Here is a 26,262-nt window from a genome sequence, read left to right as displayed (position 1 = left end):
CTACAGGTCGAAATTATAGTCCGGGTATACATAAGGCGCATCAAGCGCATCGATGACCTCCATATGCTTCACATCCAGCTGCAGGATCATCTGATTGTTATAGCTGATCTCGGTTAGTGTGCCGCGTACAGTCACCCAGGAGTCGTTGCTGTAGGCTGCCGCGCTCGGGGCAGACGCCATCATTCCATATGGCATTGCATCTGCAGAGCAGCAGTTCATGACAAAACGGCTGACCGCGAACTGATCCCTCGTCATCCCCTCCTGCCGATAAACGAAACCGCTGATCACAATCGTTTTGCCGATAAAATGAGGGCGGTAGAGCTCGAGCGTCGATAAAGTTTCAATATATTGCTTCTCCGGAACGATAATTTCATCTTGCAGATATAACTTCTTCGCATATTCGGCAAGAGATTCCGTGAATTCTTCGGCCGGGAAGAGGGCGTTAAGCTGCTGCTCTGTCAGCGGGCCGGTCGTTGGCGCTGGCGCCGTTTCGGTAAGCGAGGATTCAATGGAAAAGGTAAATCCTTTCTTCGCAGCCATTGAGCTGCCTAACGTTCCATCCGGAAGGAGGAAGCCGATCGTGAGCGGAAATAAGAATAGGCCATAGATGATGATATTCTTCCAGAGCGAAGCGGGAGGCTCGTGATCGCAATCGCAATCGGCGGCCTTTCTCCCCGTCCCGGCCTGAAGAGCAGCATACAGCTGATACACGGCGGCAGCGTACAGGCCAATAGCCGATAGCTTAACATAGAGAACCATCCGGGGGGCGATGTATAAGGTGATGCTGTCATTGCGTACAAGATGCACAATGTACATCGCGAATCCGGCTAGTATCCCTGCACGCAGCAGGTGATGGACGAGCCGTCGGCGGTCAGCGGTCAACAAGAGCGTTCTCTCCTTTCAATAAGCATGGATCTTAATCGTCAAAAGAGCAGCCGTTCCGCCAATATAGATCCTGCCAGCACGAGAATAAACAGAATCCCCGTTACGGCAAGAACGACTTTCGTGCGGAATGCCGAGAGCAGCATCAATGTGCTTTTCAAATCAACCATGGGTCCGAAGACGAGAAAAGCAAGCAGGGCTCCCGGTCTGAATATGCCCGTGAACGAAGAAGCAACGAATGCATCCGATGTGGAGCAAAGCGAGAGAAGGAATGCAAACCCCATCATAAAGGCGCTTGATGTCACAGATTGGCCGCTGAGTGCGGTCAACACTTCGCGGTCGACGAATGTCTGCACGAGGGCTGCCAGAAAAGCGCCAAAAATCAAATACTTGCCGATGTCAAAAAACTCATCGGAAGCATGAGACATCGTAGCGCCGAACCGGCCAAGCAGTCCTCCCGAGTGGTTAGCAGGACTTTCACTTGGCCGCTGCTCATGAATAGAGGCAAGTCCATTGTTCGCTTTGGCTAACGAGTAAGCGTCCCGCTTGAGCGGATCGCCCTTCATAAACCGGTACAGCAGCATGCCGAGAATGACGCAAACGACAAATGCCAGCCCTAACCGCGAATAGGCCATGGCGGGCTCTGCCCGGAAAGCGGTAAAGGTTGAGGTGAAGACGACGGGATTAATAATGGGACCGGCAAAAATAAATATAATCCCGATATAAGCGGGCATTCCTTTGCGGATTAGCCGGCGGACAACGGGAATCATACCGCATTCGCAAAGCGGCAGCAGCAGGCCGAGCAGGCTTCCGAATAAAATGCCGGCAGCGGGGTTTTTCGGCGTTAGCCGGGCGATCACCGCATCCGAGATGAACACTTGGAGCAGCGCAGAGAAGAGCACACCGATGAGAATGAATGGGATAGCCTCTAATAGAATGCTGATAAACAATATTTTAAAGGACTGGAAGGCGGCGCTGTCGATTTCGGCGAGCGATCCCATCAAGCCTAGATCGGATATAATGCCAGCGAGCAGGATTAGACAGATGACGGCAATCAACGGCGTACCTAATCGGTAAATATACTTCAATGCTTAAGCTCCTCCCCCGAGCGATTCTAACCTCTCACGTTGTATAGAATATGCGGGGACGAGCGTAGACAGGACAGCCTATTACCGGTTATTTTTCCAAAAGCGAAAAAAGTTGAGGGGAGGGAATTGAATCGAATGAATGTTCCGAGGGCGCAAATGTTATGTATGAATTGGCTTTGTCTTGACTTTTAAGAATCGAGCTGTATAATCAACGTAAATGCAATGAAGGGAACAAGTAAGCGCGAACGAAAGCTTGCAGAGAGCCGGTGGGAGGTGCGAACCGGTGCGTGCGTTCGATGCCCAATGGGTCCTGGAGCTGGGTCGAGGAAAGCGAATGTTCATTCGCGAGTATGCAACTTCCGTCTATTCCGCGTTATGGAATTTTGAGGCTTGCTCGTTACTGTCGTCAAGACGGATCTGGCAAGCGAATTAGGGTGGCACCACGGTCCTTCGTCCCTTGTAAGGGGGAATGAGGGCCTTTTTTGTGCTCTTTTTCCCATGCGGCTAACGCCGGATGGGCTATATATTCACAAATTCGAAGTAAGTTTTGTTCCTAACGCTCCTGCGGAAGCGAGTTACACCCACAAAACTTAAGCTTATGCTTTCGAAGTGAGTTTTGTTCTCTTCGCTCCTGCGGAAGCGAGTTACACCCACAAAACTTAAGCTTATGCTTTCGAAGTAAGTTTTGTTCCTAACGCTCCTGCGGAAGCGAGTTACACCCACAAAACTTTTAGGAGGTCTTCAAATGAAAAAAGTCTTATCCGGTATTCAGCCGAGCGGTCAGCTTACCCTTGGCAATTATATTGGCGCTATTCAGAATTTCGTGAAGCTGCAGGAAACGCATGAATGCTTCTTCATGGTCGTTGACCTGCACGCCATAACCGTACCGCAGGATCCAGCCGACCTTCGCGAGCAGACGGAGTCGGTCGCTGCGCTGTTCATCGCTGCTGGTATTGATCCGTCCAAAGCAAGTGTGTTTGCACAATCCCACGTTCCGGCGCATGCCGAGCTGGGGTGGTTGCTAACGACGCTTACCAACATGGGCGAGCTGGAGCGCATGACGCAGTTCAAAGATAAATCCGAAGGCAAAGATTCGGTCGGTGCGGGCTTGTTCGTCTACCCGGCTCTGATGGCGGCGGATATTCTCGTCTACAACGCGGATTTGGTTCCGGTCGGCGACGACCAGAAGCAGCATTTGGAGCTGACGCGCGATCTCGCGCAGCGCTTCAACAGCCGTTATGGCGATTATTTCACCGTTCCGGAGCCGTATATTCCGAAGGTCGGCGCGCGGATCATGTCGCTTGACGATGCATCGAAGAAGATGAGCAAGAGCAATCCGAATGCGGGCAGCGCCATTAAACTGCTGGATCCGCCCGATGTCATCCGCAAGAAAATAAGCCGGGCGACGACGGATTCCGGTCGCGAGATCAAGTACAACCTGGCAGAGAAGCCTGAAGTAAGTAATCTGATGAGCATCTATTCGCTTTGCTCCGGCATGTCGCTTGAAGAAATCGAAGCGAAATATGAGGGCCAAATGTACGGTGGGTTTAAGAAGGATCTTGCCGAGCATGTCGTGGCGAAGCTGGAGCCGCTGCAGACCAAGTACAATGAAATCCGCAGCTCCGGCACGATTCATGAGATCTTGAAGCAAGGCGCAGAGAACGTATCGGAAATCGCCAACCAAACGGTTCGCGATGTGAAAGAACGCATGGGCTTCCTCATGCCGCGTTAAGTTTACCGCCAATCAATGAAATAACGCCGCAAACGGGCTGTCATCCCTGATTGCGGCGTTTCAATTTGGCGCTGACGATGAAGCCGACTACGATATTGCATAGGGTTAACATAAACAGCAGGGCGGCAATCCATCCGTTATAGCTAATCGCGATAGCGGTGGCGCTCATAAGCAGGACGGAAAAGACGGCGAAAAACAAAGCAAGCGGTTTAGACATGATGAAATTCTCCTCTTTTTTAAAATCAATTAAAATCTAAGCATATTCTTTTCGTTATCGTATCATAATAAGCTTGCAAGCTCGTAATCAATAAGCTTGCAACACAACATTGTGAAGAGATGAAAGGAGAAATTCTACATGGCAGGACAATCCCGCAGCAGCAATACACTGGTCGTACCACAAGCTAACGCAGCTTTGCAACAACTTAAATATGAGGCTGCGCAAGAGCTTGGCATTCAAATTCCTGCAGACGGTTACTATGGTAACTTCGCTACTCGTGACGCAGGTTCGCTTGGTGGCTACATCACGCGCAAACTTGTACAAATCGCTGAGCAACAAATTTCCGGCCAATCGCAAATGCGTTAATCTTAGCGGCTGCAAAGCCTTGCAAAGACAAGCCCAAGGGAAACCTTGGGCTTTTTTATGTTCTATTTATCTGGGCACAAAGAAAAAACGGCCCCCTCTATTGTGCTGGATGGGGCCGATTCCGTCAATACGAATTCATGCGAAGCCGTTTCTGCAGTCTGTCGTCGCTAAGCCAGCCCACGTATGAGCCAAGCGTCTTATAGTCACTGTCCAGCAGCAGCACTCCTACGAAGGGATATTGTTTGCGGTGACGATAGCGCACGTCCGACCAGCGCACCTCATAACCCCAGGAATGCTCTCTTACTTCCGCACAAGCATAGGACGTGAAATAAAGAAACGAGCGGATGGACGGATCGTTCCTGGACAGCTCCACCACCGGGTGATCCGCGCAGTGGGCGCTATCGACCCAGCGCAGCTTGCCGCGCCGCAAATCTCCAATGATAAAGTAGCCGTCCGGGCGACTTTTAACGACATTCCAGTCATATAAGGATACGGTTGGAATCAGCATGTACGTATCGCCCTTGTGATAATCCTCATCCAGCTGAGGCATTCGTTTGACCAGCGTGTGATGGGCGACCGTCCGCCAAATGTAATAAAGAATCACCAAGCCGTACATGTACGGAAAAATAATCGTGGGATCCGCAAGCCGAAGCGCCCAAAGCACGATGGCGATAACATGCAGGCTGAAAATGACGGGATCAAAAATGTGAATGATGTTCCACGAAATCCATTTGTCTGTAATCGGCCGCATGGCCTGAGTGCCATAGGTATTGAACAGGTCGCTAAACACGTGGACGACAACGGCCAACAGCACCCATCCGACGATATTAATCCAAGGCAGCGAGAAACCGAAACCGAGCTGCAGCAGCAATGTGATCAACGCTGTCCATATGACGATCGCAGGCAGCGAATGCGATGCTCCGCGATGATTACGAATATAGGCTGCATTGCTTTTAAACCGTAACAATCCATCTAGATCGGGTGCCTGCGAACCGACTACCGTACCGATCAGGACGGCGGCATAGACCGTCTGGTCGGAAGCGACAACCGGATCGATTGATGCAAGTCCGGCTAACCCAAGCCCCATTACCAAGTGCGTTCCGCTATCCATGAATGAGTACCTCCCCGGTAAAGTGGTATACTTCTATATGTACGTTTAAGTATTTTCTGAATCGGGTCAACTTATAAGGGGTGTGTATTTTTTATGGCGATTTGTTTTGTTGAATATCGAATCGAATCGCGATTCGAGGACGAATACCGATCATGGATGGCAGCCAAGATGTCGGGATCGACAGCGTTCTTATTATATGAAGGAACAGATCAGCCGCTCTTGTTCGTTGAAGTATGGGAAGCCCGCGACGAAGCTCATGCAGAAGATATAAAAGAAGAACGCTGCAGTGAGCGTTCCTCTTGGCATGCAGTTGCGGACTGGGTCGCAGGAGGTGCGGCCAAGATCCATGCGTGGACCTTTCGTCCAATTAACGTCCCGTTGCCGGGGGAGTCAGAGGCGTCGTGTTCGTAATGGATCCGCCCTGGAACGGATATTCGTAAGCGACAGGACCGTCGAAGGTTACATAGTCCAGGTTGAGGGTCAGCAATAGATAGCGCATACCGGTGGAAGGGTCGCTTATGATGATATGGTCCCGGCCTGCAGCCTCGATAATGCCGCGGAAAATTTTGGCGTTCCATTCGCGGTTATTCTCGTAAGTCATGTAGAATGTGGCCATTTTGCCCCGATTCAGGCGCAGAATGTTCTCCACATACGATTCCTCGACAACCGGAACCTGCACGATATTGCCGCCGCCCTGAGTAACGAAAGAGCCGCTAGGTACGCTTGGCGGCATCATTGATGCCCCCATCGTCATTGGCATGTTAGCTTGAGCTTGTGCCATCGTCATCGGCATATTAGCTTGAGCCGCTGCTGTCATTGGCATGTTAGCTTGAGCTGCTGCTGTTATCGGCATGTTGGCTTGAGCCATCATCGGTGCGGTCATCGTTGGCATTGCAGGCATAGGTGAAGCGGGAAGCGTTTGTGCTGTAGGCGCATAGGGATATCCATAACCTCCCCATCCACCTGTGTTTGCTGGACTGACTGCTGTTTTGTACCCGTAACCGTTAGACATGTTCCCAATTCCTCGCTTTCTGATCATAAACGCTTATTTTGATATAAAGAAATACCTATGAACATGCTTAATAAACACTCGGACAATCCTCACCGGTAGGCGCGTAGAAGCAGTGCGCTTTAAAGCGGCCTGTGTTCTGCTGATTCCACCAGGTGGCCGGGCAGCTGCCTGCAGGACGGAAAAACCATAATGCGTTCGATGCGGGATGCTGCCGTTCGCCGTTAATAACGCGCTGCGCCAGTCTGATCTCGCTATCCCGCGCCCTCTGGTAGAAATATCCTTTCTGCGTCGCTTCGAATCCGCCTGGGCTTTGATAGACCATATCCGGGATAGAGCGAATGTTCTTAAAGTCAAGACAGTTGCCCCGTACGCGGTTAACACCGACGTTGCCGACCATCAGCATACCGAGGTCGCCGTCACCCTCCGCTTCCGCGCGCATAAGCCGTGCAAGCATCTTCGTATTTTCCGAATTCGTTTTTATGACTGCCATATGCTAAGACTCTCACTTCCTTCTCTACGCCGCTCGGGCGATTATCCACATTGACATTGTATTGGCGGGTGGGCGAATTGGTTCCTAGCCCGGAAAAATAATGGAGTGTGTCCAATTAAAGCTGTCGGGCGGTGTCAAATTGATGAACAACCAGCGCGAACATTGTCAAAGGGTTGTGAGTTGCGGTATGATTAAGAACGATTTGAAACCTACAGAGATGGGCGCTTTAGCGTCCTTAACAGGATTGGAACAGGGAGGCTCGCTGTGTTTAAAGAATATATAGCCCTGACTAAGCCGGGCATTATACGGCTCAATGCCTTCGCCGCGTTTGGCGGGTTTTGGGTCGCTTCCAAGTGGCATATTGATTGGTGGCTGCTGCTGTACATGCTGGTTGGTTCAGCGCTTACGATGGCGTCGGCCTGCGTACTTAATAACTATTGGGACCGCGAGCTTGACAAGAAGATGGAGCGGACCAAGAATCGTGCGCTGCCGACCAAACGACTCGATCCGACACATGTTCTCATCTACGGGATCGCGCTGGGCATAATCGGACTGGCTGTACTCTTTCTTCTCGTCAACCCGTTAACAGGCTGGCTTGGCTTGCTTGGCTTCTTCGTATACGTTGTGATCTATACCATGTGGTTGAAACGGACGTCGACCTGGAGTACATCAATCGGTGCAATCTCCGGCGCTATGCCGCCTGTCATCGGATATTGTGCGGTGATTAACGAAGTGGATGCCGGCGCATGGATATTGTTCGCTCTGCTCTTCCTGTGGCAGCCGCCGCACTTCTGGTCGCTTGCGATTCGCCGGGTCGAAGAATACCGCGCGGCTGGATTTCCGCTCCTGCCCGTTGTGAAGGGCATTAAACGAACGAAGCTGCAGATGATTCCATACACGCTGCTGCTGATCCCCACAGGGATTTTTCTATACACCTACGGCTATGTCGGCATTATTTTCCTGATTATATCCGTGATTGGCGGCGTACTGTGGCTGGTTCAAACGCTTATGGGCTTGAACGCCAAGGATGACACCAAATGGGCCAAAACGAATTTCATGATTTCAATTAATTATCTGATGGTTGTCTTCTTGGTGATGATCGCAGACACGAACGGTATCGTCTCCTAAGGGCGGCCGTTCTTCTTTTGCCCGCGATTGCACACACATCATTTTAGGAGGGAAAACAAGGGTGGTCTTTCTACGCAAGCATGCTTTCAAAATCGCCGTTCTAGCTTTGTGCGCGGCGCTGGGTACTTATCTATACCTTGCTAATAATCCGAAGGAAACGGTTAAGCTGGATGTTATAAAGGCGGCGCCGAACTTTCAATTGACGGATCTTGACGAAAAGCCGGTCACACTGGCGGATTCCAACGGCAAAGTGCGCGTGGTCTACTTCTATTTCGCGAATTGTCCAGATGTTTGTCCACCGACTACGTTCCTGATGAGCGAGCTGCAGGATAAGCTGAAGAAGGATGGCACGTTTGGCAAGGATGTAGAATTCATATCCATTTCATTCGATCCGGAGCGGGATACGCCGGAAGCGGTTCGTAAATTCATTGAGAAGATTCCCAATGAAATTGATCTGACGGGATGGACGTTCCTGCGGGGGAAAGACGATGCAGAGACGAAGCAGCTTATGGAGGATTTCGGACTCTCATTATTGAAGGATGAGGAGACCAAGCTATACAGTCATGCCGACATGATTACGTTGGTCGATCGGGAAGGGCAAATCCGCAAATATATGACAGGCTCGATCAACGAGAACACGACCTCCGACCAAATCAAGACGGTTGTCGATGCCCTCGTGGATCAATAACCTAGCGGGCGGATAAAGAACATGACAGTTTTCTGGTCGATATTGTGGAACAACGTGCTCCCGCTGTCGGTGATGATCGCTTTAGGCGTCACCCTGCAGCGGGTTTTTTCTTTGGATATCCGAACGCTTTCCAAGCTTAACTTCTATTTATTCTCACCTGCTATTATATTTCGATTATTATATACAACGGAGATCTCTCTTTCTGTCTTTGGGCAAACGCTGTTATACTTCGGGCTCTTCTTCGCCTTGCAGTATGGGGTGGTCGAGCTGGCTGTCAGGCTGCGGGGCCATCAGGGAGGTATGCGCGGGGCGATGCGGAACAGCGTCTTATTCTATAACAGTGCTAATTACGCCATTCCGCTTAATCAATTCGTGTTTGCCGGCAATCCGTTTACGCTGTCCGTCCAAGTGATTGTCATGGTTATGCAGGCGCTTCTGCCTAATACATACGGCATATATAGTGTGAATGCCCACAAGAGCAGTATGAGAATGGTCTTTAGAACGATCTTCGCTATGCCCGTCATCTATGTAATTCCGCTCGGGCTTCTGCTTCGGGGTTTCGACATCACACTGCCTGGTTCCGTATACGCGCCAATTGATTATATGGCCGATGCGTTTATCGGTACCGCGCTCATCACACTCGGCGTCCAACTGGGCAGCATGAAGTGGTCGCTGAGCGGTATGCGATTGAAGGATGTATGGTTGTCCAGCTTCTTGCGGCTGATCATCGGACCTCTGACGGCTTGGGTCGTTGTATGGGCGCTGGGCTTCGACGGACTCTTGGCACAGGCGCTCATCCTGTCCTCCGCGGTCCCTACCTCACTGTCGAGTGTGCTGCTAGCGGTTGAATTCGACAACGAAGCCGAATTCTCGTCACAGACTGTGCTCGTGTCGACGGTGCTCAGCATCATTACGGTGACGCTTGTTATCTTTGCACTGCAAATTTAGAATTCATTCTTATCATAGGAAGCGGGCTCGGGAGCTGGGTACAGAATGTACGCCTCGAGGCCCGCTTTTTCTAATTGTTCAATCAGATATTCCTCGGGTGTTTTCTCCACGCCGGGGTAGCCTTTCCGTGTGTACAGATGCTCGGCATCGGGAAATACGTCGCGAAGCATACCCCGGATCCGCTTGCCGGAAGAGTCGTTATCGGTGAATACGTATGCCTGTTTATGGCCGACCTGCTTGCGCAGCATTTCGATTTGGCTGGTACCCGGCGTTCCGAATGTGCAGTAGATGGGCACTTCCTCTGCAAGCACGCGCCGCAGGCGGCTGCGGTCGTTCTTGCCTTCTACGATGATGGCAATCTCCAAGCTTCTCACCTCTTGGGATTATTGTAACCCAACAAGTCAAGAAGCGAAAAGACGATCAGCATGAAACGCAGATCATCTTCGTAGAAGCAATTATTCAGGTTCCCCTCCCGAAGCCCGAAGCGGGCTATGTATGTGATACTAATAATTTCTATGAGTTTAACTGTAATAAAAATCCATAATTAACCTTTAATAGGAATATCGCAGCCGAGATTGGCGTTTTGAAGATGATACCGAGCGCAGGCCGGTTACTGCCTATGCAATTCATGAAAAAAATTGCTATAGTAAAGAGACTCAGTTACAGAATATGATGGAAGCAGTTTTGCAGTGAACAAATCTGTCATGGAAAAGGAGATTTAATGTGAGACTATGTTGAGGAACTTAATTGCCTGGATTCGTTCAAGACTGCTCTATAAAATGGTTATTCTTTATTCTCTGCTTACTTTAGTCCCTCTCTCAATTGTCAGTCTGGCATTTTATGTCCGGTCACAAGACTTGCTGGAGAAGAAGTCGACAGAGGAGGCCCAGCAGGCTTTAAATGAAACCTCGAGCGGGATCGATGAATTATTATCGGTGTATGCTCAAGAATTATACTTGTACAGCAATAATAAGCTTATTGTCTCTTTTCTTTCCGAGCAGAAAGAAGAAGGGAAGTCTGCGTTGAAAACGTCGGTATTGGAGCTGCTTAAGAATGACATGGATGAATCCTCCATTTCCATCGGTGATTTCATCGACTCCATTCATGTCAGTGATGCTAGAGGCCATACATACATCATTGGTGGCGGAACGCCCTTGCAATATCGCAAGGCGTTTGAACTAATGCCTTTCGAGTATGAGCACACTCCGCAATGGGCTTTCTTTACCGACGACGGCCGCATTGCTTGCCAGCTGAAACTGACAGAGCCGGGATCCGGTGACCTGCTGGGAACCATCATTATGGCATTGGACAGCAGTAAGATTGCTTCCTTATACGATCATCTGCCCGAAGGCAGCTTTTATATAACAAATAGCGAAAATCTAATTATGTCAGCTGCCGTTACGGAGGAAATAGGAAGTGTTGCTCCGGCAGATACGGAGGCCAATAAATTAACTCTCACGCAAAAATCACGGTATTCCGACTTTCAATATTTGTATATGACTGCATCGGAGCCAGGGGCTATCGTAATGAAGCAGGCGCTTTTCTCTTTCTATGTAACACTTTTGGCCTGGATCTGCGTCATTGTGATTACTTATTGGATATTGCGTCACATAACAATACCGCTTACAGGCTTAACCCGCCTTATGCGCCGGGCTGGACGGGAAGACTATTCGCTAATGGAAGAAGTTCATACTCAGGATGAAGTGGCACTATTATGCCATGGATATAATCAGATGGTTAATCGGACGAGAGAATTGATTGAGAAAAATTACAAATCAGAACTGCTGAAGCGTGAAGCTGAACTGCAGGCGGTGCAAATGTATATTAATCCTCATTTCTTATTCAATACGCTGGAATACATCAGCATTCAGTCCGAAATACCGGAGCGTGCAAGCCATGTACCAGATGCGCTTCAGCGATTGGCCAGCATATTGCGTTATTCTATTGCTCCCGGTGGAAATACGGTAACATTGGCGGCGGAGCTGTCGATGGTGGAAACCTATTTTCAAATTCACCAGTATCGTTATGAGGAACAACTGCAATTTACGGTTCATTTGCCTGATGCATTTCGCAACATTCCTGTACCGAAGCTGATTTTACAACCACTAATTGAGAACGCTTTCATACATGGCGTGGATTATTGTACAGAGGGTGGGTATGTGATCGTTGATGTATTTGAAGAAGATTTCGATTTAATGATCAAAATTGAAAACTCAATTCCGTCTGGGGATTACTCCCGGACTAGCAACGAGCGAAGCCGAAGGTCTATTAAGCGTAAGGGTTTTGGTTCGGGACTGGTCAATGTTAATGACCGCATTCGCTATCAATTCGGGGAGAAGTACGGGGTGAAGCTTGTCTGCCATGCCGACCGCGCTATTGCAGTGATTCGGATGCCGATAATAATCGAAGGAGGATGAGGTAGGACTTGCGAATTGTCGTCGTTGATGATGAGAAAGGGATTCGGGACTATATCGGGAAGATGCCGCATTGGAGAGAAGCAGGCTGCGAGGTGGTGGGGCTGGCAGCTAACGGTCAGGAGGCTTTGGAGTGCATTCGCATGCTGCGGCCGGATCTGGTCGTGACGGATATTATGATGCCCGTTATGGACGGTATTGAATTGGCGAGCCGCATCCGGCAGGAATACCGGGGAATGCCGGTTATGTTTCTGACCGCTTACGGTGAGTTCGAATATGCGCAGCAAGCAGTGAAGCTTGGAGTCGTTGATTTCATTACGAAACCTTTTCAGCCGGAGGTGCTTGTTAAGAGCGTGAAATTGTTGGAGCCCTACGCGCTGCGCCAGCATGAATGGGTGTGGCAGGACGAATTTTTCGCCTATTTTGGCAGCGGAAATTATTCCGATGTTGCCAAGCAAAGTTGGCTGGAAGTAAGAGGGATTGCCGCACGCCCGTATATGCTGATGTACGTCGATTTGGATCAATCTGCAGTCGCTGAAGCTTACAGTGGCGCCCCCATTTCCAGACTTAGACTGAAAGACCGGATTGAAGCGGAGCTTGGGCAAGGCGGATGGTCATACTGGTCGGCATTATCCGCTTCAGGCATCTATTTTCTCCTATTCGATCGTAAAGAACAAATCCCTCCAGTCTCGGCTAGCGACATTATGGAGTCTGCGCGAACGATCCTGTCTTTGCTGGGTGGAAGCTCTTCAGGCAGCGTATCGATTGGCATTAGCGAACCTATGGAATCCTTCCTCCAACTGCCGGAAGCCATTCGTCAGGTGAAACAGTGCATGGAATATCGGATGCTGCTTGGAAATGGTTCCTTAATCGCCTATGAGGCATTGGATGATTTATACATCAGGCAGACGGAACGTCGCCACCACATGATACAGGAGTTTATGAAGCTTATTGGGGATGGGCGATGGGAGGAGGCAAACGATTATTTGCAAGCCTCGTACAAACAAATGCTGCTTGATGGATTCAACAAAACAGAGATCCGCAACGCCAATCTGCTCATTGTGGAGGCTCTTGAAGCGGAGCAGAGGCTGTATGGGATCGAGCCGACTGCTGCGGAGCGTGTGGAGAGACGTGAGAAGCTGCTGGAGAGTAATGTGTTAACTGAGATGGTGCAGCTTCTCAGAGATTTTATGCAGGAGACTCAAGTGCAAATTTGTGAGAAGCAGGATGAATCTACCTCTCGTCTTTATGCTCAGGCGAGCAGGCTGATCAGGGATCATTATGCTGAGGATTTGACGCTGCAAATGATTGCCGAGAAGCTGAATGTGAATTACTCGTATTTGAGCCGCATCATCAAGAAGGAATCAGAACGCAATTTTCGCGATATTTTACGGGAATGCAGGCTGGAGGAGGCACGAAAAAAGCTGCTCCAAACGGATCTGATGGTATATGAAATTGCGTATGCGGTCGGTTTCAAGGACCCGCAGCATTTTAGCGAGGCGTTCAAGCTTCAATACGGGAGAGGACCGATGGCATATAGGGAAGAAATGCGTCAGGGGAAGGAGTGAGCGGATGACCGTACACCGAGACAGACCATTTGTAAGACATGCGCTTATTAGTGTGCTGATCGTTTGCTCTCTGCTCACGATATCAGCCTGTACATGGCTTCGGCCAGGGGGAGAAGAGGACAGGAATCAAGGGGACGGCGGCAAACAGACCGGTGCTTTCACGATCCGCGTCGGTGCCTGGTTTATAGATGATCGTGAGGTGATGAAGCAATTCCAGGCCAATACGGAAAAAGCATTTCGGGAGCTTTACCCGTTAGCGAGGATTCAATGGGAGACGAAGCTCGGCAATGATTATTACCGCAAGCTGGAAACACAATTGGCATCCCAATCGGCTCCTGATGTGTTTTATCATCAGCATGTCGTCGCTCTTACCGAAGCGGGCTACTTGGCAGACTTAAGTGATGAGCCGTGGGCCAAGCAGTTTATTCCGCAGGTTCAGCAGTTTCTAAGCTACAAGACTGACAAAGAAGAATACCAGCCTTATGCCGGAAAAGTGTTCGCGGCTTCTATGGGGGTTGGCGTTAAGGGGTACTGGTACAACAAGTCGATATTTGAGAAATTGGACCTGCAGGCACCGCGCAATCTGCTCGAGCTGCTTGAAGTTTGCAGAAATTTGAAACAGGCAGGGATCATTCCCATTGCGGCCGGATTCAAGGATTTGTGGTCCATGCGCATGTACTTCGAATCCTTGCTGCAATCTGTTGGATACGGTAATGATGAAGCATATGGTTCTGCTCTTGGTACGGGAAGTAAACGGCTTGACGGCCCCGAGGCACAGGCGGCTATGCAATTTTTTGAAAGGTTAAAAAAGCTGGAGTATATCAATCAAAATGCGCTTAGTATCGATTGGGGCCAGTCGGTACAGCTGCTCACCTCCGGCCGTGCAGCTATCGTGATGCAGGGGCCGTGGCTGCCCGGGGCAGTAGGGGACAAGATTAAGCTTGGTTTTTTCCCAATAGCTGACGAGAATGGCTACTATGACATGGTTTTTTCCACGGACCAATTTGTTTCGGTCAATGCTGCCACACCATTGCTGGAGGAGGCAAAGGATCTGGTTAGGATCATGTTAAGCAAAGACATTTATATCCCGTTCAGCAGCGGCAATGGCCTGCTCCCGGCATTGAAAAACATGGAACCGACATTTGACAAACCGGTCATGGCTGAACTGATGGATTATTCCAAACAGGCTCAATCTTATCCGAGTTGGCCCCTGTTCATCAGCACACCTTCAATAGACGCGTTGATGGAAGAACTGCAAGGCATTATATCCGGTGTTCCCTTTGACCCTAAGCGGCTGGGACGGGCGCAGGAATTGCAGGAAGAAATGCTCCGCCAAAAACAGGCTCAGCAAGAGTAACAATAATGGAACAAATAAGAATGAAACAAAGAAGATAAATTGAACAAAAAGAGCAATGTACAAACCAAATATTAATGAAAGCGATTACGATATGCTAAAGACATTAAACGAACGAAATTGGAGGTGGCATGGCTGGCAGGTCATTGAAGCATGTATGAAAGATCTCCGCTTATAAAGGGTTCAGACAAATACGTAAAAAGGATAGGAGAGATAGACAAATGAAGCTGGGCATAAGTTCTTACAGCCTGCACAGGGCGATTCGGGATGAAGGCATGATGATCCTGGATTTGGTGCAGTGGGTGGCCGACAACGGCGGGGAACATATTGAAATTGTTCCGATCGGGTTTACGCTTGATGATGATCCGGGTTTAGTCGAGCAAATTCGCAAAAAAGCAGATGAAGCGGGGATTGATATATCCAATTATGCGATTGGAGCCAATTTTCTGCATGAGGACGCAGATGAAGTTCGAAACGAGATAGAACGCGTGAAGAAACAAGTGGATATCGCCCATGCGTTAGGCGTTGCCCACATGCGTCATGATGTTGGAACGAGACCGCTCCCCGATTGCACCATCCAAAATTTCAACAAGGACCTTCCTGTACTTGTAGAAGCTTGCAGGGAGATAGCCGATTATGCCAGTCAGCACAATATCACGACCAGCGTTGAGAACCACGGTTATTATATTCAAGCCAGCGACAGATTGCAGACGCTCGTGCATGAGGTTGGCAGATCTAATTTCCGCACATTGGTGGATGTAGGCAATTTTATGTGTGCAGATGAAAATTCCGTCGTGGCGGTTAAGAAAAACTTGCCTATTGCTTCCATGATCCATCTGAAAGATTTTCATCTTCGACAGGGATGGCGGGAATACGGTGAAGGATGGTTTCCTACACTTGGCGGCAATCTGTTAAGAGGCGCGATCGTAGGACATGGCGATATCGATCAGCCGGAAGTAATCAGGGCGATTAAACAATCGGGATATCAAGGCTATATCTCTATTGAATATGAGGGAAATCATTCGTGCTTTTACGGAGCTAAAGTTGGAATGGATAATGCCCGCAGATTATGGAACGAAGCCTAGCCAGACGATTAATCGGATCTAAATGATGAGCAGGAGCGTGTTACGATGAGTAATGTGAAAATTGGAGTTATTGGACTAGGTACGATTTCAGGTCTTCATCTGTCCAGTTATGCCAAAAACCCGCATGTTGAATTGCGCGCGGTATGTGATGTTAATCCGGAGCGGGCCAAGCAGGTTGCGGATCAAAATCAAGTGGAACAATATTACACGGATTATCGGGAGCTGTTAAGCGATCCGGAAATTGACGGAGTGAGCATTTGCACTTGGAACGATACCCATGCAGAGATTGCGATTGCAGCGTTGAATGCAGGCAAGCATGTGCTGATTGAAAAACCGCTATGCAAGACAGTCGAGGAAGCTTTGCGGATCGGAGAGAGCGTGCGCCAAAGCGGAAAGATATTTCAAATGGGCTTTGTGCGGCGGTTCGATGAAAACGCACAGACGGCTAAACAGTTTGTCGACAATGGAGATTTAGGCGAAATCTACTATGCTAAAGCTTCCTGTTTGCGGCGGCTTGGAAATCCCGGCGGCTGGTTCGCCGATATTAACCGGTCCGGCGGCGGTCCGCTTATCGATGTAGGTGTTCATATTATTGATCTCTGCTGGTATTTAATGGGCAAGCCGAAGGTGAAATCGGTTAACGGGGCCGTTCATCACAAACTGGGCAATCGCCGGAATGTGAAAGGACTCGATTTTTACAAAGCTGCGGATTATGACACCCAGCTCCCGAATACGATCGAAGACTTGGCAGTGGCGCTCATCCGATTTGAAAATGGTTCGAGCCTTCAGGTCGATGCCAGTTTTACGCTGCATGCCAAGAAAGATGAAGTTTGTCTCAAACTTTTCGGTGACAAGGGCGGAATGGAAATTGATCCCGAGTTTATGATCGTTTCGGAGAAGTACGATACCATCGTCAATCTTCAGCCACAGGTAAATAAGCCGCATATTGACGTCTATTCCGCTTTCCAGAATGAAATCGACCATTTTATCGATTGTATTCAAACGGGGAACACGCCGATCAGTACGGTCGAAGATGGCATTGAAATTATGAAAATTTTGTGTGCGATCTACGAGTCAGGCCAACAGCAGCGTGAAATTGTATTCGATTCATAAATGTTCTTATTAAGAAGGTTGCCGGTACTATTAGCGTCGGTCAACCTTTTTTTGAGATTTCAGCAGTCGGCAATGGCATACAATTTGACGGGAGGTTTTGAGAAACCATGCGGAAGAAAAGTATAGCTACGCTTGTCGTCATTGTTAGTCTCGTACTTATTCTAGGTGTCAAGGTATCCACCAGCCTTGCTGCCGATTACTCGGTCGATCAATGGAGAGTTGCGGAAATATCACTGACCAGCTCCAAAACATATGCAGATCCCTTCAACGATGTAGATGTAACGGCTGAATTCGCAGGACCGGGCGGAGCTGTTATTTCACGCCCGGCATTTTGGGATGGCGGAAATACATGGAAGGTCAGGTTTGCGCCTGTCGCAACAGGCTTATGGACCATGACGACGACCTCATCCGACCCTACGGACGGCGGACTCCACAACATTACACGAACAATAGAGAGTAGGCCGTACGTCGGCAGCCATGAAATCTACAAGCGCGGATTTTTGAGTAAAAGCAATGACGGCAGGTATTTGACCTATGCGGATGGTTCCCCTTTTTTCTATTTGGGAGATACGCATTGGATCATGCCTCACGAGCGCTTTGAAACATCCAACGTTGATGGTGTGCCATCCCAGTTCAAATACACGGTCGATAAGCGGGTAAGTCAAGGCTTTACCGTTTATCAATCACAGGCCATCTGGCAGCCGCACGGCGGAGGCGACCATGCCGAGAATAACGAAGAAGAGGTAGCTAACCTGAGCGACGGATTTTCGAGCGCCGATCTGGCGGGGTTTCATAATTTGGATCGCAAATTTGCTTATATCGCCGATCAGGGACTTGTTCATTCGAACTCCCAGATTAGTTGGGTAGGCGATCCCGTCAATTATCCGAATGTTTATACAGAAGCATATATGGCCCGAGTTGCGAAATATTGGGTCGCTCGTTACGGTGCCTATCCGGTTATTTGGACCATTGGGCAGGAAATCGACAAAAATTTGTATGGCGCTTATAATGCCGCAACAATAGGGAAATGGTTTGCTGCAGGCAATGGTATTGAAGACAATGACGATTATAATCATCTCATTATGCCTCATATGGAGGGAACTGGCGCAACGACGGCATCCGATTCCTGGTGGGCGGACAAATCCTATCATGACGGCTGGGCGGTACAGATGCATGTTGACATGACGGATATGAATGCGGCCAAGGACTTCTGGAACACTGCCCCACATAAACCTGCGGTTCTCTATGAGACGGGGTACGAGAAGTTTTGGGCCGATTCGAAAGGGGCGCTGGGGGCGGCGTATAAAGCTTTCCAGTATGGCATTTACGGCTATGGCTACGGGGCGGCAGGCGTTTGGAACGATGTTTATTCCAAGCCCGGAGAGCCTGACGATTTCGGAACGGCTTATGAACTGCCGCAGCGCTATTATTGGTGGTACGATGGCGCCAATCTGCGCACGGCCGATCAACTTGGTTTCTTCAAACGATTCTATACCGCCTTGGAATGGTGGAAGCTGGTGCCGCGTTTTGACAGCAGCACTTGGGGCTCGTTTACGGATCCCTCGCACACGCTCTTATCTTCTGATGGCAGCGATACGTATGTCGTCTATTTCTTTGGCGAGGGACAATCGACAGGCGTCATAAAAAATATGTCTGCAACCGCATCCTATACGGCCAAATGGTACGATCCGAGAAATGGCGAATATATAAACTTGGATACATTCACGCCGGCTGGCGGTCAATGGACGGTACCGAACCGGCCTTCTGCCGGAGAATGGCTGCTGATCGTCAGCAATAAGCCGATTGCGGATAATGAGGGGGATACGAATCAATCCGCTTACAAAAGTGTCACGGTATCAAGCAGCAGCCCGGGGCACGACGGCTCTCTGGCTCTGGATGGACTCTATGATACACATTGGATTGCCAGTTCAGGAACGGTACCGCAATGGCTGATGGTGGATATGGGAGCGATCAAAAATATTTCGGGCATTGAGACGTCATTTTACCTTTCGAATCGGTGGAAGTATAAGCTGGAAGGGTCTGTCGATCAAAGCAATTGGAGTACAATTGCCGATCATACGTCAGCAGGAGTATTGGCACAGCATACGACCGATTCGGCAAGCGGCGCTTACCGGTATGTGAAGATTACCATCACAGGCTTTGATGGACAAACGATGGCTGCTATTGGGGAATTCAGGGTGCTTGGAACAGAAGCGTTGTCATTGTTGTCGCAGCATAAAACGGTATCGGCATCAAGCGACAATGGTCCGGGCTGCAATGGCGCCAAAGCCGTAGACGGCGATCATACAACCTATTGGTGTGCGGCGGATGGAAGCAAACCGCAATGGATGACTGTAGATCTTGGTGCGATGAGCAAACTGGAGAAGATTACAACGAGCTTCTATGCGCTCGATTCCTGGAAATATAAAATCGAAGGCTCGACTGACAACGGCAATTGGACAATGCTGGTTGACAAGACTGCCGCAGGCGTGACCAATCAGATCGCCAATGATTCGGTAAGCGGGGTTTTTAGATATGTCAAAATCACCATTACGGATGCTGTCAATTGGGGAGCCATTCGCGAGTTCGAAATATACGGAAAAACGAATGCAGCATCGGGCAAGACGGCGACTGTCTCCACGAACAATGGGGCTGCTTGCAGCGGCGCTATGGCATTGGACGGAGACGATTCGACTTATTGGTGCGCAGCAGACGGAACCAAGCCGCAATGGCTGCATGTAGATTTGGGAACGTCTCATAAAATGAATGAAGTGATCACGAAATTTTATGCCATCGATTCGTGGAAATACAAAGTTGAAGGCTCGCTGGACAATAGCACCTGGACAACGCTTGCGGATCATACAGGGTCAGGAATAAATGGTCAAATCACAAGCGATCCGGTGAGCGGTTCTTACCGATATGTCCGTATTACAATAACCGGCAGTGTGAACTGGGCGGCTATAAGGGAGTTACAGCTATTCGGCTGAACTTCCCTTCATACAGCTGTCCCCTGAAGCCTGAAGACGAAGTGCGCGCGATTCTTTATGATCGCGCGTTTTTTTTTGCCGTTATCCCGTTTGCTCAGCTTCCAACTTCTCTTATATCGTCCCCTTTCGCAGATCGAGCGGATATTAAAGATATGAGGAATCATCTTGTGAAGCTGCGGTAAATCTATCCCCTATAGAAGGTAAAATACGGCCATTCTCCATTAGTGGAGCGAATGATACCCTTGAAACAAGCAGAACAAACAGAAAGCAGCATTCTTGATCGGTAATGAATCTATGAATATACATAACAGGGGAGGCTTGCTGTGTGTGGATTAAAAAGGTGGATTTCATGAATATCGCGCCCTATGTACGTTACATTCAGCAAAACAGTGGCAACGAGGAATACAAGGTTCCGCAAAGGATCATCTATGACCATGAAATAATCAATGTGCTGGAGGGCACTTGCGTCTATTGGATCGAGGGGAAAGAGTACGTTCTGCAGGCAGGGGATATGCTTTATATGCCCCCGCATACCGAGCATTACTGTTATGTGCCTGCAGGAGAGAACTTCCACTATTATGCCGTTCATTTTGACTGGATCTATATGGGTGAAAATTTGAACTTTCCTGAAGAAGTGTATACGAAATGGGACTATATAAATCTTGATCATATTCCAGTCCAGAACGATCTGCTGCAGCGGCCAATCGTTGAGTTTGCCGAGGTGGAAATTCCGTATTTGACACGGCTGAAAGAGCCTTTGAAGTACCGCCAGCCCTTCGTTGATATGCTGCAATGCTTCGAATTGAAGACTTACGGCTATCACCTTGCCATGCGTTCGAATATGCTGACGGTCATTAGACAGTTGATCGCCGAGATTGCAACCAATGAGGGCGTCTGGAAAGATGATTTCGGAAGACCGCATATTGTCCGTGTTATCCAGTATATGTACAAGCACTACTCAGACCCGATCGATATAAAGGATTTGGCTGAACTGGTCCATCTGTCCCCTAATTATTTGAGAGTGCAGTTCAAGCGGGCAACGGGTAAAACCATCCTTGAATTTCTGAATCAACTGCGAATAGAGAAGGCGAAAGCGCTGCTGCTGGAAAGAAAATATACCGTTACCGAAATCGGCGAGATGGTTGGCATTAAGGATATTCATTATTTCAGCAAATTGTTCAAACGAATGGAGGGGCTTTCCCCGAAATTTTATGCCCATACGCTTAAAACATCTGCACCAACTTAACCCAATCGTGGTCAAGAAGGCCAACTTGCTGCTTTGAAGAACCAGGGTATGAACGAATAAGAACAAAGTCTAGAACAAGAAATGCGTTATGGCAGCTAAATAAAATTGCATCAGATTCCTTTATGCTAGAAAAGTATGGAGTGAAGCAACAGGTTAGGAGATGTCAGATATGGCCGATGTAAAATTTAAACAGGTATATAAATACTATGGCAATGAGGATCGCCCGTCTGTGATCGATTTTAATCTTGACGTCCTGGACGGCGAGTTTCTGGTGCTCGTCGGTCCTTCCGGATGCGGCAAAACAACGACACTGCGAATGCTTGCCGGCCTGGAGGAGATCTCCAAGGGGGAAATCTATATCGGCGATAAGTTTATTAATTATGTAGCGCCCAAGCATCGCGATATTGCAATGGTTTTTCAGAATTACGCGTTGTACCCGAATCTTACCATTTACGAGAATATGGCGCTTGGCCTGAAACTGCGCAAGGTTGCCAAGTATGAAATTGAGCTTCAGGTGACCCGGGCGGCAAAAATCTTGGAAATATCGCATTTGTTGAGCAAACGGCCCAGTCAGCTCTCCGGCGGCCAGAAGCAGCGCGTGGCGCTTGGACGGGCTATCGTCCGGGAGCCGCAAGTATTTCTGATGGATGAACCGCTGTCCAATCTTGATGCGAAGCTGCGCGCTCAGACGCGTGCCGAGCTGATCAAGCTGCATAGCCAGCTGCAGACGACAACCGTCTACGTGACGCACGACCAGACAGAGGCTATGACGATGGGAACGCGGATCGTTGTGATGAAGGATGGCAGGATTCAGCAGGTCGCCCGTCCTCAAGAGCTGTATGATCGTCCGCTAAATATGTTTGTCGCCGGGTTTATTGGAACACCGCAGATGAATTTCATTGAAGGGGAAATTACGCAGCGGGACGGCCAGCTTTACTTCGAAAACAAGCGCTTGAGGCTGGCAGTGCCAGACAGGCGAGCGTATGATTTGCGCCAAGATCCCGCTCCTTCACGGCAAGTTGTACTCGGTGTCCGGCCGGAACATATTATGTCGGGGGCAATGGCGCTTGAAGACTTCCCCCAATGGAAAATTCAAGGCCGTGTAGAGATGGTGGAGCTGATGGGCTCCGATACATTCGTCTTCATAAATGTGGGCCAGGATAAGCCGGTCGTTTCGCGAATGGAAGCGCATACAAATATTGCGGTCGATGATCAAGCTGAGGCCGTGATTCAAATGGAGAAGGCGTTGTTTTTCCGTAAGGAAGATGGGCTGGCAATCCGCAGCAGGGAGGCAATCTCTTCATGTTCCGGAAGTTGAACAAACCGAGTGTCACACTTGTCATGCTCATCGCTGCGGCAGCGCTGTTCCTGACTATCCGCTCGCTTAATGCTGAAACTGTAAACTATCCGCAGCTGCCAGTAGACGAGCTTACTGCTGCCGGCAGCTTAGGAGGCCGCGAAGAGCATCAGCCGTCCTACTATTTGGACGCTCAGCGTACCTATTCTTCATTGGGCTTGAAACAGGCACAAAAAAACAGCGAGATTGTCATTGCTGCCGCCCGCTATACGGCCAAATCAGCCGATGCGGACATCGAGCGGACGCATGATGCAGAGACAGGCGGTGATATCATGCGCTGGATGAACGACACAGGTTGGGTGGAATGGGAGCTGGAGGTTCAAGAAGAAGGACTGTACGAGATGGAACTCGACTATTTGCCATTGGAAGGCAGTTTCTCTCCGGTTGTCAGAGGGATTGAGATTGACGGTGCCGTCCCGTTCCGGGAGGCGGCATCCATTACGCTGGACCGTGTATGGAAAGACGATCAGTATCCGTATAGCCGCAATGAATTGGGCAATGAATTACGGCCGGTTCAAACCGAACGCATAGGGTGGCGGACTATGGCAGCAGCTGATTACAAAGCTTCATCGCAGCCGTTACAATGGCATTTAACGAAAGGGCGTCACGTGTTGCGAATGACCGGTGGCAGGGAACCGGTGGCGCTCGGCAGTCTGAGGTTTGTTGCACCGGAGCAGGTGCATTCCTATGCCGAATATAAGGATGCGATGTCGAATAAACAGCAAGCGCTTGCCGGACAATCCCCTGCCTCCAGCAACGAAAGCAAGAGCAATGACAATCAAGGCTGGGCTAAAGTGTTCGAGGGGGAACAGTTCGCGGGCAAATCCAAGCCTGGCATTCAGACCGTCTCGCTGCGTGAACCTCATATTTCACCTGACCCCAAGGGACGCATTGTGTATAACGCGATTGGAGGAGAACGCTGGCGGCTTGCCGGGGAGTGGGTGGAATGGGAGGTTGAGGTTCCGGAAGACGGATTCTATGAAATAGTGATCAAGTATTTACAATCATGGCGGGGAAAGTCCAATTCTTACCGCACCATTACGATTGACGGCAAGGTGCCATTCCGTGAACTGCTTGCTTATGCGCTGCCTTCCAGCGGCAATTTTAGTCTTCATCCGCTGCAGAGTAACGATGGAATCCCATTCAGGTTTTATTTGGGGAAAGGAAAGCATGTTCTGCGTATGACGGCAGATGCATCTGTCGTAGAACCTGCAGCTCTTTCACTTAAACAGGCGCTATCGCAAATGGCTGCTTTTGATCGCAAGCTGAGGACCATAACCGGCAATTTTGGCTTTGGCCGGGATGCGCCCAACATGGACCGCAACCGTACCTGGGACGTGGAGTTGTATTATCCCGGCATCAGGACTGATTTACAAGCGATGATTGAGCGCCTTGAACGGACAGCAGCCTATTTGAAGGGAGTCCATCAGGCGGAGACTGATACGGTGACAGCCATTCAAATTGCGGTAGAGACACTGCGGACTTATTCAAGCAATGTGGATAATATTCCTAACAGGCTGGCTGACCTGACCGTTTCGCAAAATAACCTTGCACTCTGGCTTAATCAGCTCTCCGACCAAATGGTGATGATCGACGCTTTGGCACTGCGGACGCCAGGCGCGGATACAGGATTACGCGAAGCGGGTACCGCAGATTATGTCTGGTATTCCACAGTTGATTTTTTTCGTACATTTTCCATGCAGTATAACGAGAAATCACTTAACAAGGAGGAGGCTGTAACCGTTTGGGTGCAGCGAGGACGCGATTATGTCGATGTACTGAACCAAATGATCGAACAATACTTCACCCCGGAGACGGGCATTAAGGTGAATGTCAATCTCATGCCGAATCCGAATGCGCTCATTCTCAGCAATGCGGCCGGTGACCAGCCGGATGTCGTTCTTGGCGTCTCCCCGGAGATGCCGGCTGATTATGCGATGCGCGATGCGGCGGCCGACCTCTCGCAGTTTCCCGGTTTTTCAGAGGTGGAGCAGCGGTTTCTGCCTGGGGTTATGAACAGCTATCGCTATAATGGGGGCACGTACGGCATACCGGAAATTCAAAATTTCTATGCGCTGTACTATCGTACCGATATTTTGCAAAGCCTGGGGCTGGAGCCGCCACAGACGTGGGACGATGTATACCGGATGATGCCGACGCTGCAGGAGCAAGGAATGACATTCTTCTATCCACCGAAAGAATTTAGCGTTTTCTTCCTGCAAAATAAAGCCGATCTTTACTCCGCAGCAGGTAGAGATTCGAAGCTGGGTGAGAAGAAATCGCTCGAAGCCTTTACCGAATGGACGGAGCTGTTCGACAAACATTTGTTTCCGCTGGACGTCCCTTCCTTCATCGAGCATTTTCGCAAAGGGGATGTACCGGTCGGCATAGCTGACTTCTCGATGTATGTCATGCTAAACGTTGCTGCACCCGATATAACCGGCAATTGGAAGATGGCGCCCATTCCCGGTATGCCCGGGGAAGATGGTACAGTTGCCCGTTGGGCACAGCAGCCAACTACGGGAGCGATGATGATGAAGAATAGCGACAACAAGGAGGATGCCTGGACATTCCTGAATTGGTGGACTTCAACCGGGGTGCAGAGCCGTTACGGCGAGGATGTCGAATCCTTGTACGGCCTGGAGTACCGCTGGAACTCTGCCAATGTAGAGGCGTTATTCTCTATGCCATGGCCAAAGGAAGAATTGGATGCCATGAAGGAGCAATTCCGTTGGGCTAACAATATTCCAATTGTTCCAGGGCATTATTTCTTGCCCCGGGTGATGGATTTTGCTTGGAACGATCGGGTTTTGCGGGGGATACCGGCCAAAGAAGCATTGGAGGATGGCAACAACAGCCTGCAGCGGGAAATCAGGCGCAAGCTGGAAGATTTCGGTTTGCCTGAAGATATTAATTTGCATGTCCCTGGTACTCCGCACCCGAATGAATTTGATGGGGGGACGTTGCGATGATGAAGCAGGCTATTGCCGTGAGGGGGGCTGCGGGAAGTCCGTTAAGCCGCTTGTGCCGGTTTTTTCGGGAAGTGTGGCGGGATAGGGTCGTCTATTTGTTTCTTGCGCCGTTCCTGATCTCTTTCCTTGTCTTTATTTTTATTCCGGTATTGCTTGCCGCACTGCTCAGTTTAACTTCGTTTAACGGATTCTCGTTCCCGAGATTTGTAGGCATCGATAATTTTATCGCGATTTTATCTCAGGATCTTATTTTTCTAAAATTTGCTCTGGCCAACACGTTGAAATTCGCCATAATCGTCGGGCCGGGCGGCTATATCCTTTCCTTCGGATTCGCCTGGCTCATTCACCAGCTTCCGAAGAAAATCAGGGATTATTACACGCTGGCTTTTTATGCGCCTTCGCTGGCCGGCGGCGTTGCGCTCGTCGTTGTATGGGGGGCTGCTTTCAGCGGTGATCGCGTAGGGGCTATCTCAATCATATTTTGCTGCAGCTTGGCTTGATTGA

The 26,262-nt window shown here is 49.5% G+C and carries 24 protein-coding genes; 17 read left to right on the top strand and 7 right to left on the bottom strand.

Annotated elements, in window-relative coordinates; translation table 11 throughout:
• A complete protein-coding gene (locus NNL21_RS08615) occupies window positions 1-885 on the bottom strand; it encodes a TIGR03943 family putative permease subunit (RefSeq protein WP_256555127.1) in 885 nt (294 codons plus the stop codon).
• Between the two features lie 38 nt (window positions 886-923).
• Window positions 924-1,970, bottom strand: a complete 1,047-nt coding sequence (locus NNL21_RS08610) for a permease (RefSeq protein WP_256555126.1) — start codon at window positions 1,968-1,970, stop codon at window positions 924-926.
• Between the two features lie 283 nt (window positions 1,971-2,253).
• On the opposite strand from NNL21_RS08610, the gene NNL21_RS08605 reads away from it, so the two are divergent.
• Both NNL21_RS08605 and trpS read left to right on the top strand, forming a co-directional pair.
• A complete protein-coding gene (locus NNL21_RS08605) occupies window positions 2,254-2,403 on the top strand; it encodes a hypothetical protein (RefSeq protein WP_204817589.1) in 150 nt (49 codons plus the stop codon).
• A gap of 312 nt (window positions 2,404-2,715) precedes the next feature.
• Window positions 2,716-3,702 (top strand): tryptophan--tRNA ligase, encoded by a 987-nt coding sequence (gene trpS, locus NNL21_RS08600; RefSeq protein ID WP_204817590.1) that lies wholly within the window; start codon window positions 2,716-2,718, stop codon window positions 3,700-3,702.
• A 40-nt stretch (window positions 3,703-3,742) separates the two neighbouring features.
• On the opposite strand, the gene NNL21_RS08595 is transcribed toward trpS, so the two are convergent.
• Window positions 3,743-3,919: a hypothetical protein gene (locus NNL21_RS08595; RefSeq protein ID WP_204817591.1), complete on the bottom strand. Its 177-nt coding sequence runs from the start codon at window positions 3,917-3,919 to the stop codon at window positions 3,743-3,745.
• A 138-nt stretch (window positions 3,920-4,057) separates the two neighbouring features.
• Between NNL21_RS08595 and NNL21_RS08590 the strand changes: the two genes are divergently transcribed.
• Window positions 4,058-4,285 (top strand): alpha/beta-type small acid-soluble spore protein, encoded by a 228-nt coding sequence (locus NNL21_RS08590; RefSeq protein ID WP_204817592.1) that lies wholly within the window; start codon window positions 4,058-4,060, stop codon window positions 4,283-4,285.
• 124 nt (window positions 4,286-4,409) lie between these two features.
• Here NNL21_RS08590 and NNL21_RS08585 read toward each other — a convergent pair whose 3' ends face one another.
• On the bottom strand, window positions 4,410-5,396 hold the full coding sequence (locus tag NNL21_RS08585) for a metal-dependent hydrolase (protein ID WP_204817593.1): 987 nt from the start codon (window positions 5,394-5,396) through the stop codon (window positions 4,410-4,412).
• A gap of 93 nt (window positions 5,397-5,489) precedes the next feature.
• Here NNL21_RS08585 and NNL21_RS08580 point away from each other — a divergent pair, with 93 nt between their 5' ends.
• Window positions 5,490-5,807: a hypothetical protein gene (locus tag NNL21_RS08580; RefSeq protein ID WP_204817594.1), complete on the top strand. Its 318-nt coding sequence runs from the start codon at window positions 5,490-5,492 to the stop codon at window positions 5,805-5,807.
• Here the strand turns inward: NNL21_RS08580 and gerQ are convergent.
• Both gerQ and NNL21_RS08570 read right to left on the bottom strand, forming a co-directional pair.
• Complete coding sequence (gerQ, locus tag NNL21_RS08575) at window positions 5,764-6,408, bottom strand: spore coat protein GerQ (protein WP_204817595.1); 645 nt, start codon at window positions 6,406-6,408, stop codon at window positions 5,764-5,766. The two genes, NNL21_RS08580 and gerQ, sit on opposite strands and share 44 nt — an antisense overlap.
• Window positions 6,409-6,475: 67 nt before the next feature.
• A complete protein-coding gene (locus NNL21_RS08570) occupies window positions 6,476-6,898 on the bottom strand; it encodes a cell wall hydrolase (protein WP_204817598.1) in 423 nt (140 codons plus the stop codon).
• A gap of 264 nt (window positions 6,899-7,162) precedes the next feature.
• Here NNL21_RS08570 and cyoE point away from each other — a divergent pair, with 264 nt between their 5' ends.
• From cyoE to NNL21_RS08555, 3 genes are all read left to right on the top strand, one after another.
• Entirely contained in the window at window positions 7,163-8,026 is an 864-nt protein-coding gene (gene cyoE, locus NNL21_RS08565; protein WP_204817600.1) for a heme o synthase, read from the top strand.
• A gap of 61 nt (window positions 8,027-8,087) precedes the next feature.
• Window positions 8,088-8,714 (top strand): SCO family protein, encoded by a 627-nt coding sequence (locus NNL21_RS08560; protein ID WP_204817602.1) that lies wholly within the window; start codon window positions 8,088-8,090, stop codon window positions 8,712-8,714.
• A gap of 21 nt (window positions 8,715-8,735) precedes the next feature.
• A complete protein-coding gene (locus NNL21_RS08555) occupies window positions 8,736-9,662 on the top strand; it encodes an AEC family transporter (RefSeq protein WP_204817604.1) in 927 nt (308 codons plus the stop codon).
• Here NNL21_RS08555 and NNL21_RS08550 read toward each other — a convergent pair.
• The gene (locus NNL21_RS08550) at window positions 9,659-10,027 is read right to left on the bottom strand and encodes a DNA primase (protein ID WP_204817606.1); all 369 of its coding nucleotides are present in this window, start codon (window positions 10,025-10,027) and stop codon (window positions 9,659-9,661) included. The genes NNL21_RS08555 and NNL21_RS08550 overlap by 4 nt on opposite strands.
• 693 nt (window positions 10,028-10,720) lie before the next feature.
• Between NNL21_RS08550 and NNL21_RS08545 the strand changes: the two genes are divergently transcribed.
• The 10 genes from NNL21_RS08545 to NNL21_RS08500 all read left to right on the top strand — a co-directional run bounded on the left by NNL21_RS08545 (window position 10,721) and on the right by NNL21_RS08500 (window position 26,258).
• Window positions 10,721-12,079: a sensor histidine kinase gene (locus tag NNL21_RS08545; RefSeq protein ID WP_204817608.1), complete on the top strand. Its 1,359-nt coding sequence runs from the start codon at window positions 10,721-10,723 to the stop codon at window positions 12,077-12,079.
• Between the two features lie 8 nt (window positions 12,080-12,087).
• The gene (locus tag NNL21_RS08540) at window positions 12,088-13,644 is read left to right on the top strand and encodes a response regulator (protein WP_204817609.1); all 1,557 of its coding nucleotides are present in this window, start codon (window positions 12,088-12,090) and stop codon (window positions 13,642-13,644) included.
• A 4-nt stretch (window positions 13,645-13,648) separates the two neighbouring features.
• Window positions 13,649-15,001, top strand: a complete 1,353-nt coding sequence (locus NNL21_RS08535) for an ABC transporter substrate-binding protein (RefSeq protein ID WP_204817610.1) — start codon at window positions 13,649-13,651, stop codon at window positions 14,999-15,001.
• Window positions 15,002-15,219: 218 nt separating this feature from the next.
• Window positions 15,220-16,083 (top strand): sugar phosphate isomerase/epimerase family protein, encoded by an 864-nt coding sequence (locus tag NNL21_RS08530; RefSeq protein ID WP_204817611.1) that lies wholly within the window; start codon window positions 15,220-15,222, stop codon window positions 16,081-16,083.
• A 45-nt stretch (window positions 16,084-16,128) separates the two neighbouring features.
• Window positions 16,129-17,196 carry a Gfo/Idh/MocA family protein gene (locus NNL21_RS08525; RefSeq protein ID WP_204817612.1) on the top strand — a complete coding sequence of 356 codons (1,068 nt, stop codon included), beginning with the start codon at window positions 16,129-16,131 and terminating at the stop codon, window positions 17,194-17,196.
• Between the two features lie 107 nt (window positions 17,197-17,303).
• A complete protein-coding gene (locus tag NNL21_RS08520) occupies window positions 17,304-20,183 on the top strand; it encodes a discoidin domain-containing protein (protein ID WP_204817613.1) in 2,880 nt (959 codons plus the stop codon).
• A 325-nt stretch (window positions 20,184-20,508) separates the two neighbouring features.
• Complete coding sequence (locus NNL21_RS08515; protein ID WP_204817614.1) at window positions 20,509-21,429, top strand: AraC family transcriptional regulator; 921 nt, start codon at window positions 20,509-20,511, stop codon at window positions 21,427-21,429.
• A gap of 169 nt (window positions 21,430-21,598) precedes the next feature.
• Entirely contained in the window at window positions 21,599-22,747 is a 1,149-nt protein-coding gene (locus NNL21_RS08510) for an ABC transporter ATP-binding protein (RefSeq protein ID WP_204817615.1), read from the top strand.
• The gene (locus NNL21_RS08505) at window positions 22,732-25,758 is read left to right on the top strand and encodes an extracellular solute-binding protein (protein WP_204817616.1); all 3,027 of its coding nucleotides are present in this window, start codon (window positions 22,732-22,734) and stop codon (window positions 25,756-25,758) included. The genes NNL21_RS08510 and NNL21_RS08505 overlap by 16 nt, the downstream gene beginning before the upstream one ends.
• Window positions 25,755-26,258 (top strand): ABC transporter permease family protein, encoded by a 504-nt coding sequence (locus tag NNL21_RS08500; protein ID WP_256555125.1) that lies wholly within the window; start codon window positions 25,755-25,757, stop codon window positions 26,256-26,258. The genes NNL21_RS08505 and NNL21_RS08500 overlap by 4 nt, the downstream gene beginning before the upstream one ends.
• Window positions 26,259-26,262: the final 4 nt, after the last annotated feature.

Origin of the sequence: Paenibacillus mendelii (assembly GCF_024498075.1) — a bacterium.
GTDB classification, from domain to species: Bacteria; Bacillota; Bacilli; order Paenibacillales; family Paenibacillaceae; genus Paenibacillus_Z; species Paenibacillus_Z mendelii.
This window is presented reverse-complemented; position numbering and strand designations above follow the sequence as displayed.

Bases quoted from the DNA above. Each gene is read 5' to 3' on its own strand.
- NNL21_RS08505 (WP_204817616.1), top strand. From the start codon at position 22,732: ATGTTCCGGAAGTTGAACAAACCGAGTGTCACACTTGTCATGCTCATC.
- NNL21_RS08555 (WP_204817604.1), top strand. From the start codon at position 8,736: ATGACAGTTTTCTGGTCGATATTGTGGAACAACGTGCTCCCGCTGTCG.
- NNL21_RS08530 (WP_204817611.1), top strand. From the start codon at position 15,220: ATGAAGCTGGGCATAAGTTCTTACAGCCTGCACAGGGCGATTCGGGAT.
- NNL21_RS08525 (WP_204817612.1), top strand. From the start codon at position 16,129: ATGAGTAATGTGAAAATTGGAGTTATTGGACTAGGTACGATTTCAGGT.
- NNL21_RS08520 (WP_204817613.1), top strand. From the start codon at position 17,304: ATGCGGAAGAAAAGTATAGCTACGCTTGTCGTCATTGTTAGTCTCGTA.
- NNL21_RS08545 (WP_204817608.1), top strand. From the start codon at position 10,721: ATGGATGAATCCTCCATTTCCATCGGTGATTTCATCGACTCCATTCAT.
- NNL21_RS08595 (WP_204817591.1), bottom strand. From the start codon at position 3,919: ATGTCTAAACCGCTTGCTTTGTTTTTCGCCGTCTTTTCCGTCCTGCTT.
- NNL21_RS08535 (WP_204817610.1), top strand. From the start codon at position 13,649: ATGACCGTACACCGAGACAGACCATTTGTAAGACATGCGCTTATTAGT.
- NNL21_RS08510 (WP_204817615.1), top strand. From the start codon at position 21,599: ATGGCCGATGTAAAATTTAAACAGGTATATAAATACTATGGCAATGAG.
- NNL21_RS08570 (WP_204817598.1), bottom strand. From the start codon at position 6,898: ATGGCAGTCATAAAAACGAATTCGGAAAATACGAAGATGCTTGCACGG.
- NNL21_RS08590 (WP_204817592.1), top strand. From the start codon at position 4,058: ATGGCAGGACAATCCCGCAGCAGCAATACACTGGTCGTACCACAAGCT.
- NNL21_RS08500 (WP_256555125.1), top strand. From the start codon at position 25,755: ATGATGAAGCAGGCTATTGCCGTGAGGGGGGCTGCGGGAAGTCCGTTA.
- NNL21_RS08585 (WP_204817593.1), bottom strand. From the start codon at position 5,396: ATGGATAGCGGAACGCACTTGGTAATGGGGCTTGGGTTAGCCGGACTT.
- gerQ (WP_204817595.1), bottom strand. From the start codon at position 6,408: ATGTCTAACGGTTACGGGTACAAAACAGCAGTCAGTCCAGCAAACACA.
- trpS (WP_204817590.1), top strand. From the start codon at position 2,716: ATGAAAAAAGTCTTATCCGGTATTCAGCCGAGCGGTCAGCTTACCCTT.
- NNL21_RS08580 (WP_204817594.1), top strand. From the start codon at position 5,490: ATGGCGATTTGTTTTGTTGAATATCGAATCGAATCGCGATTCGAGGAC.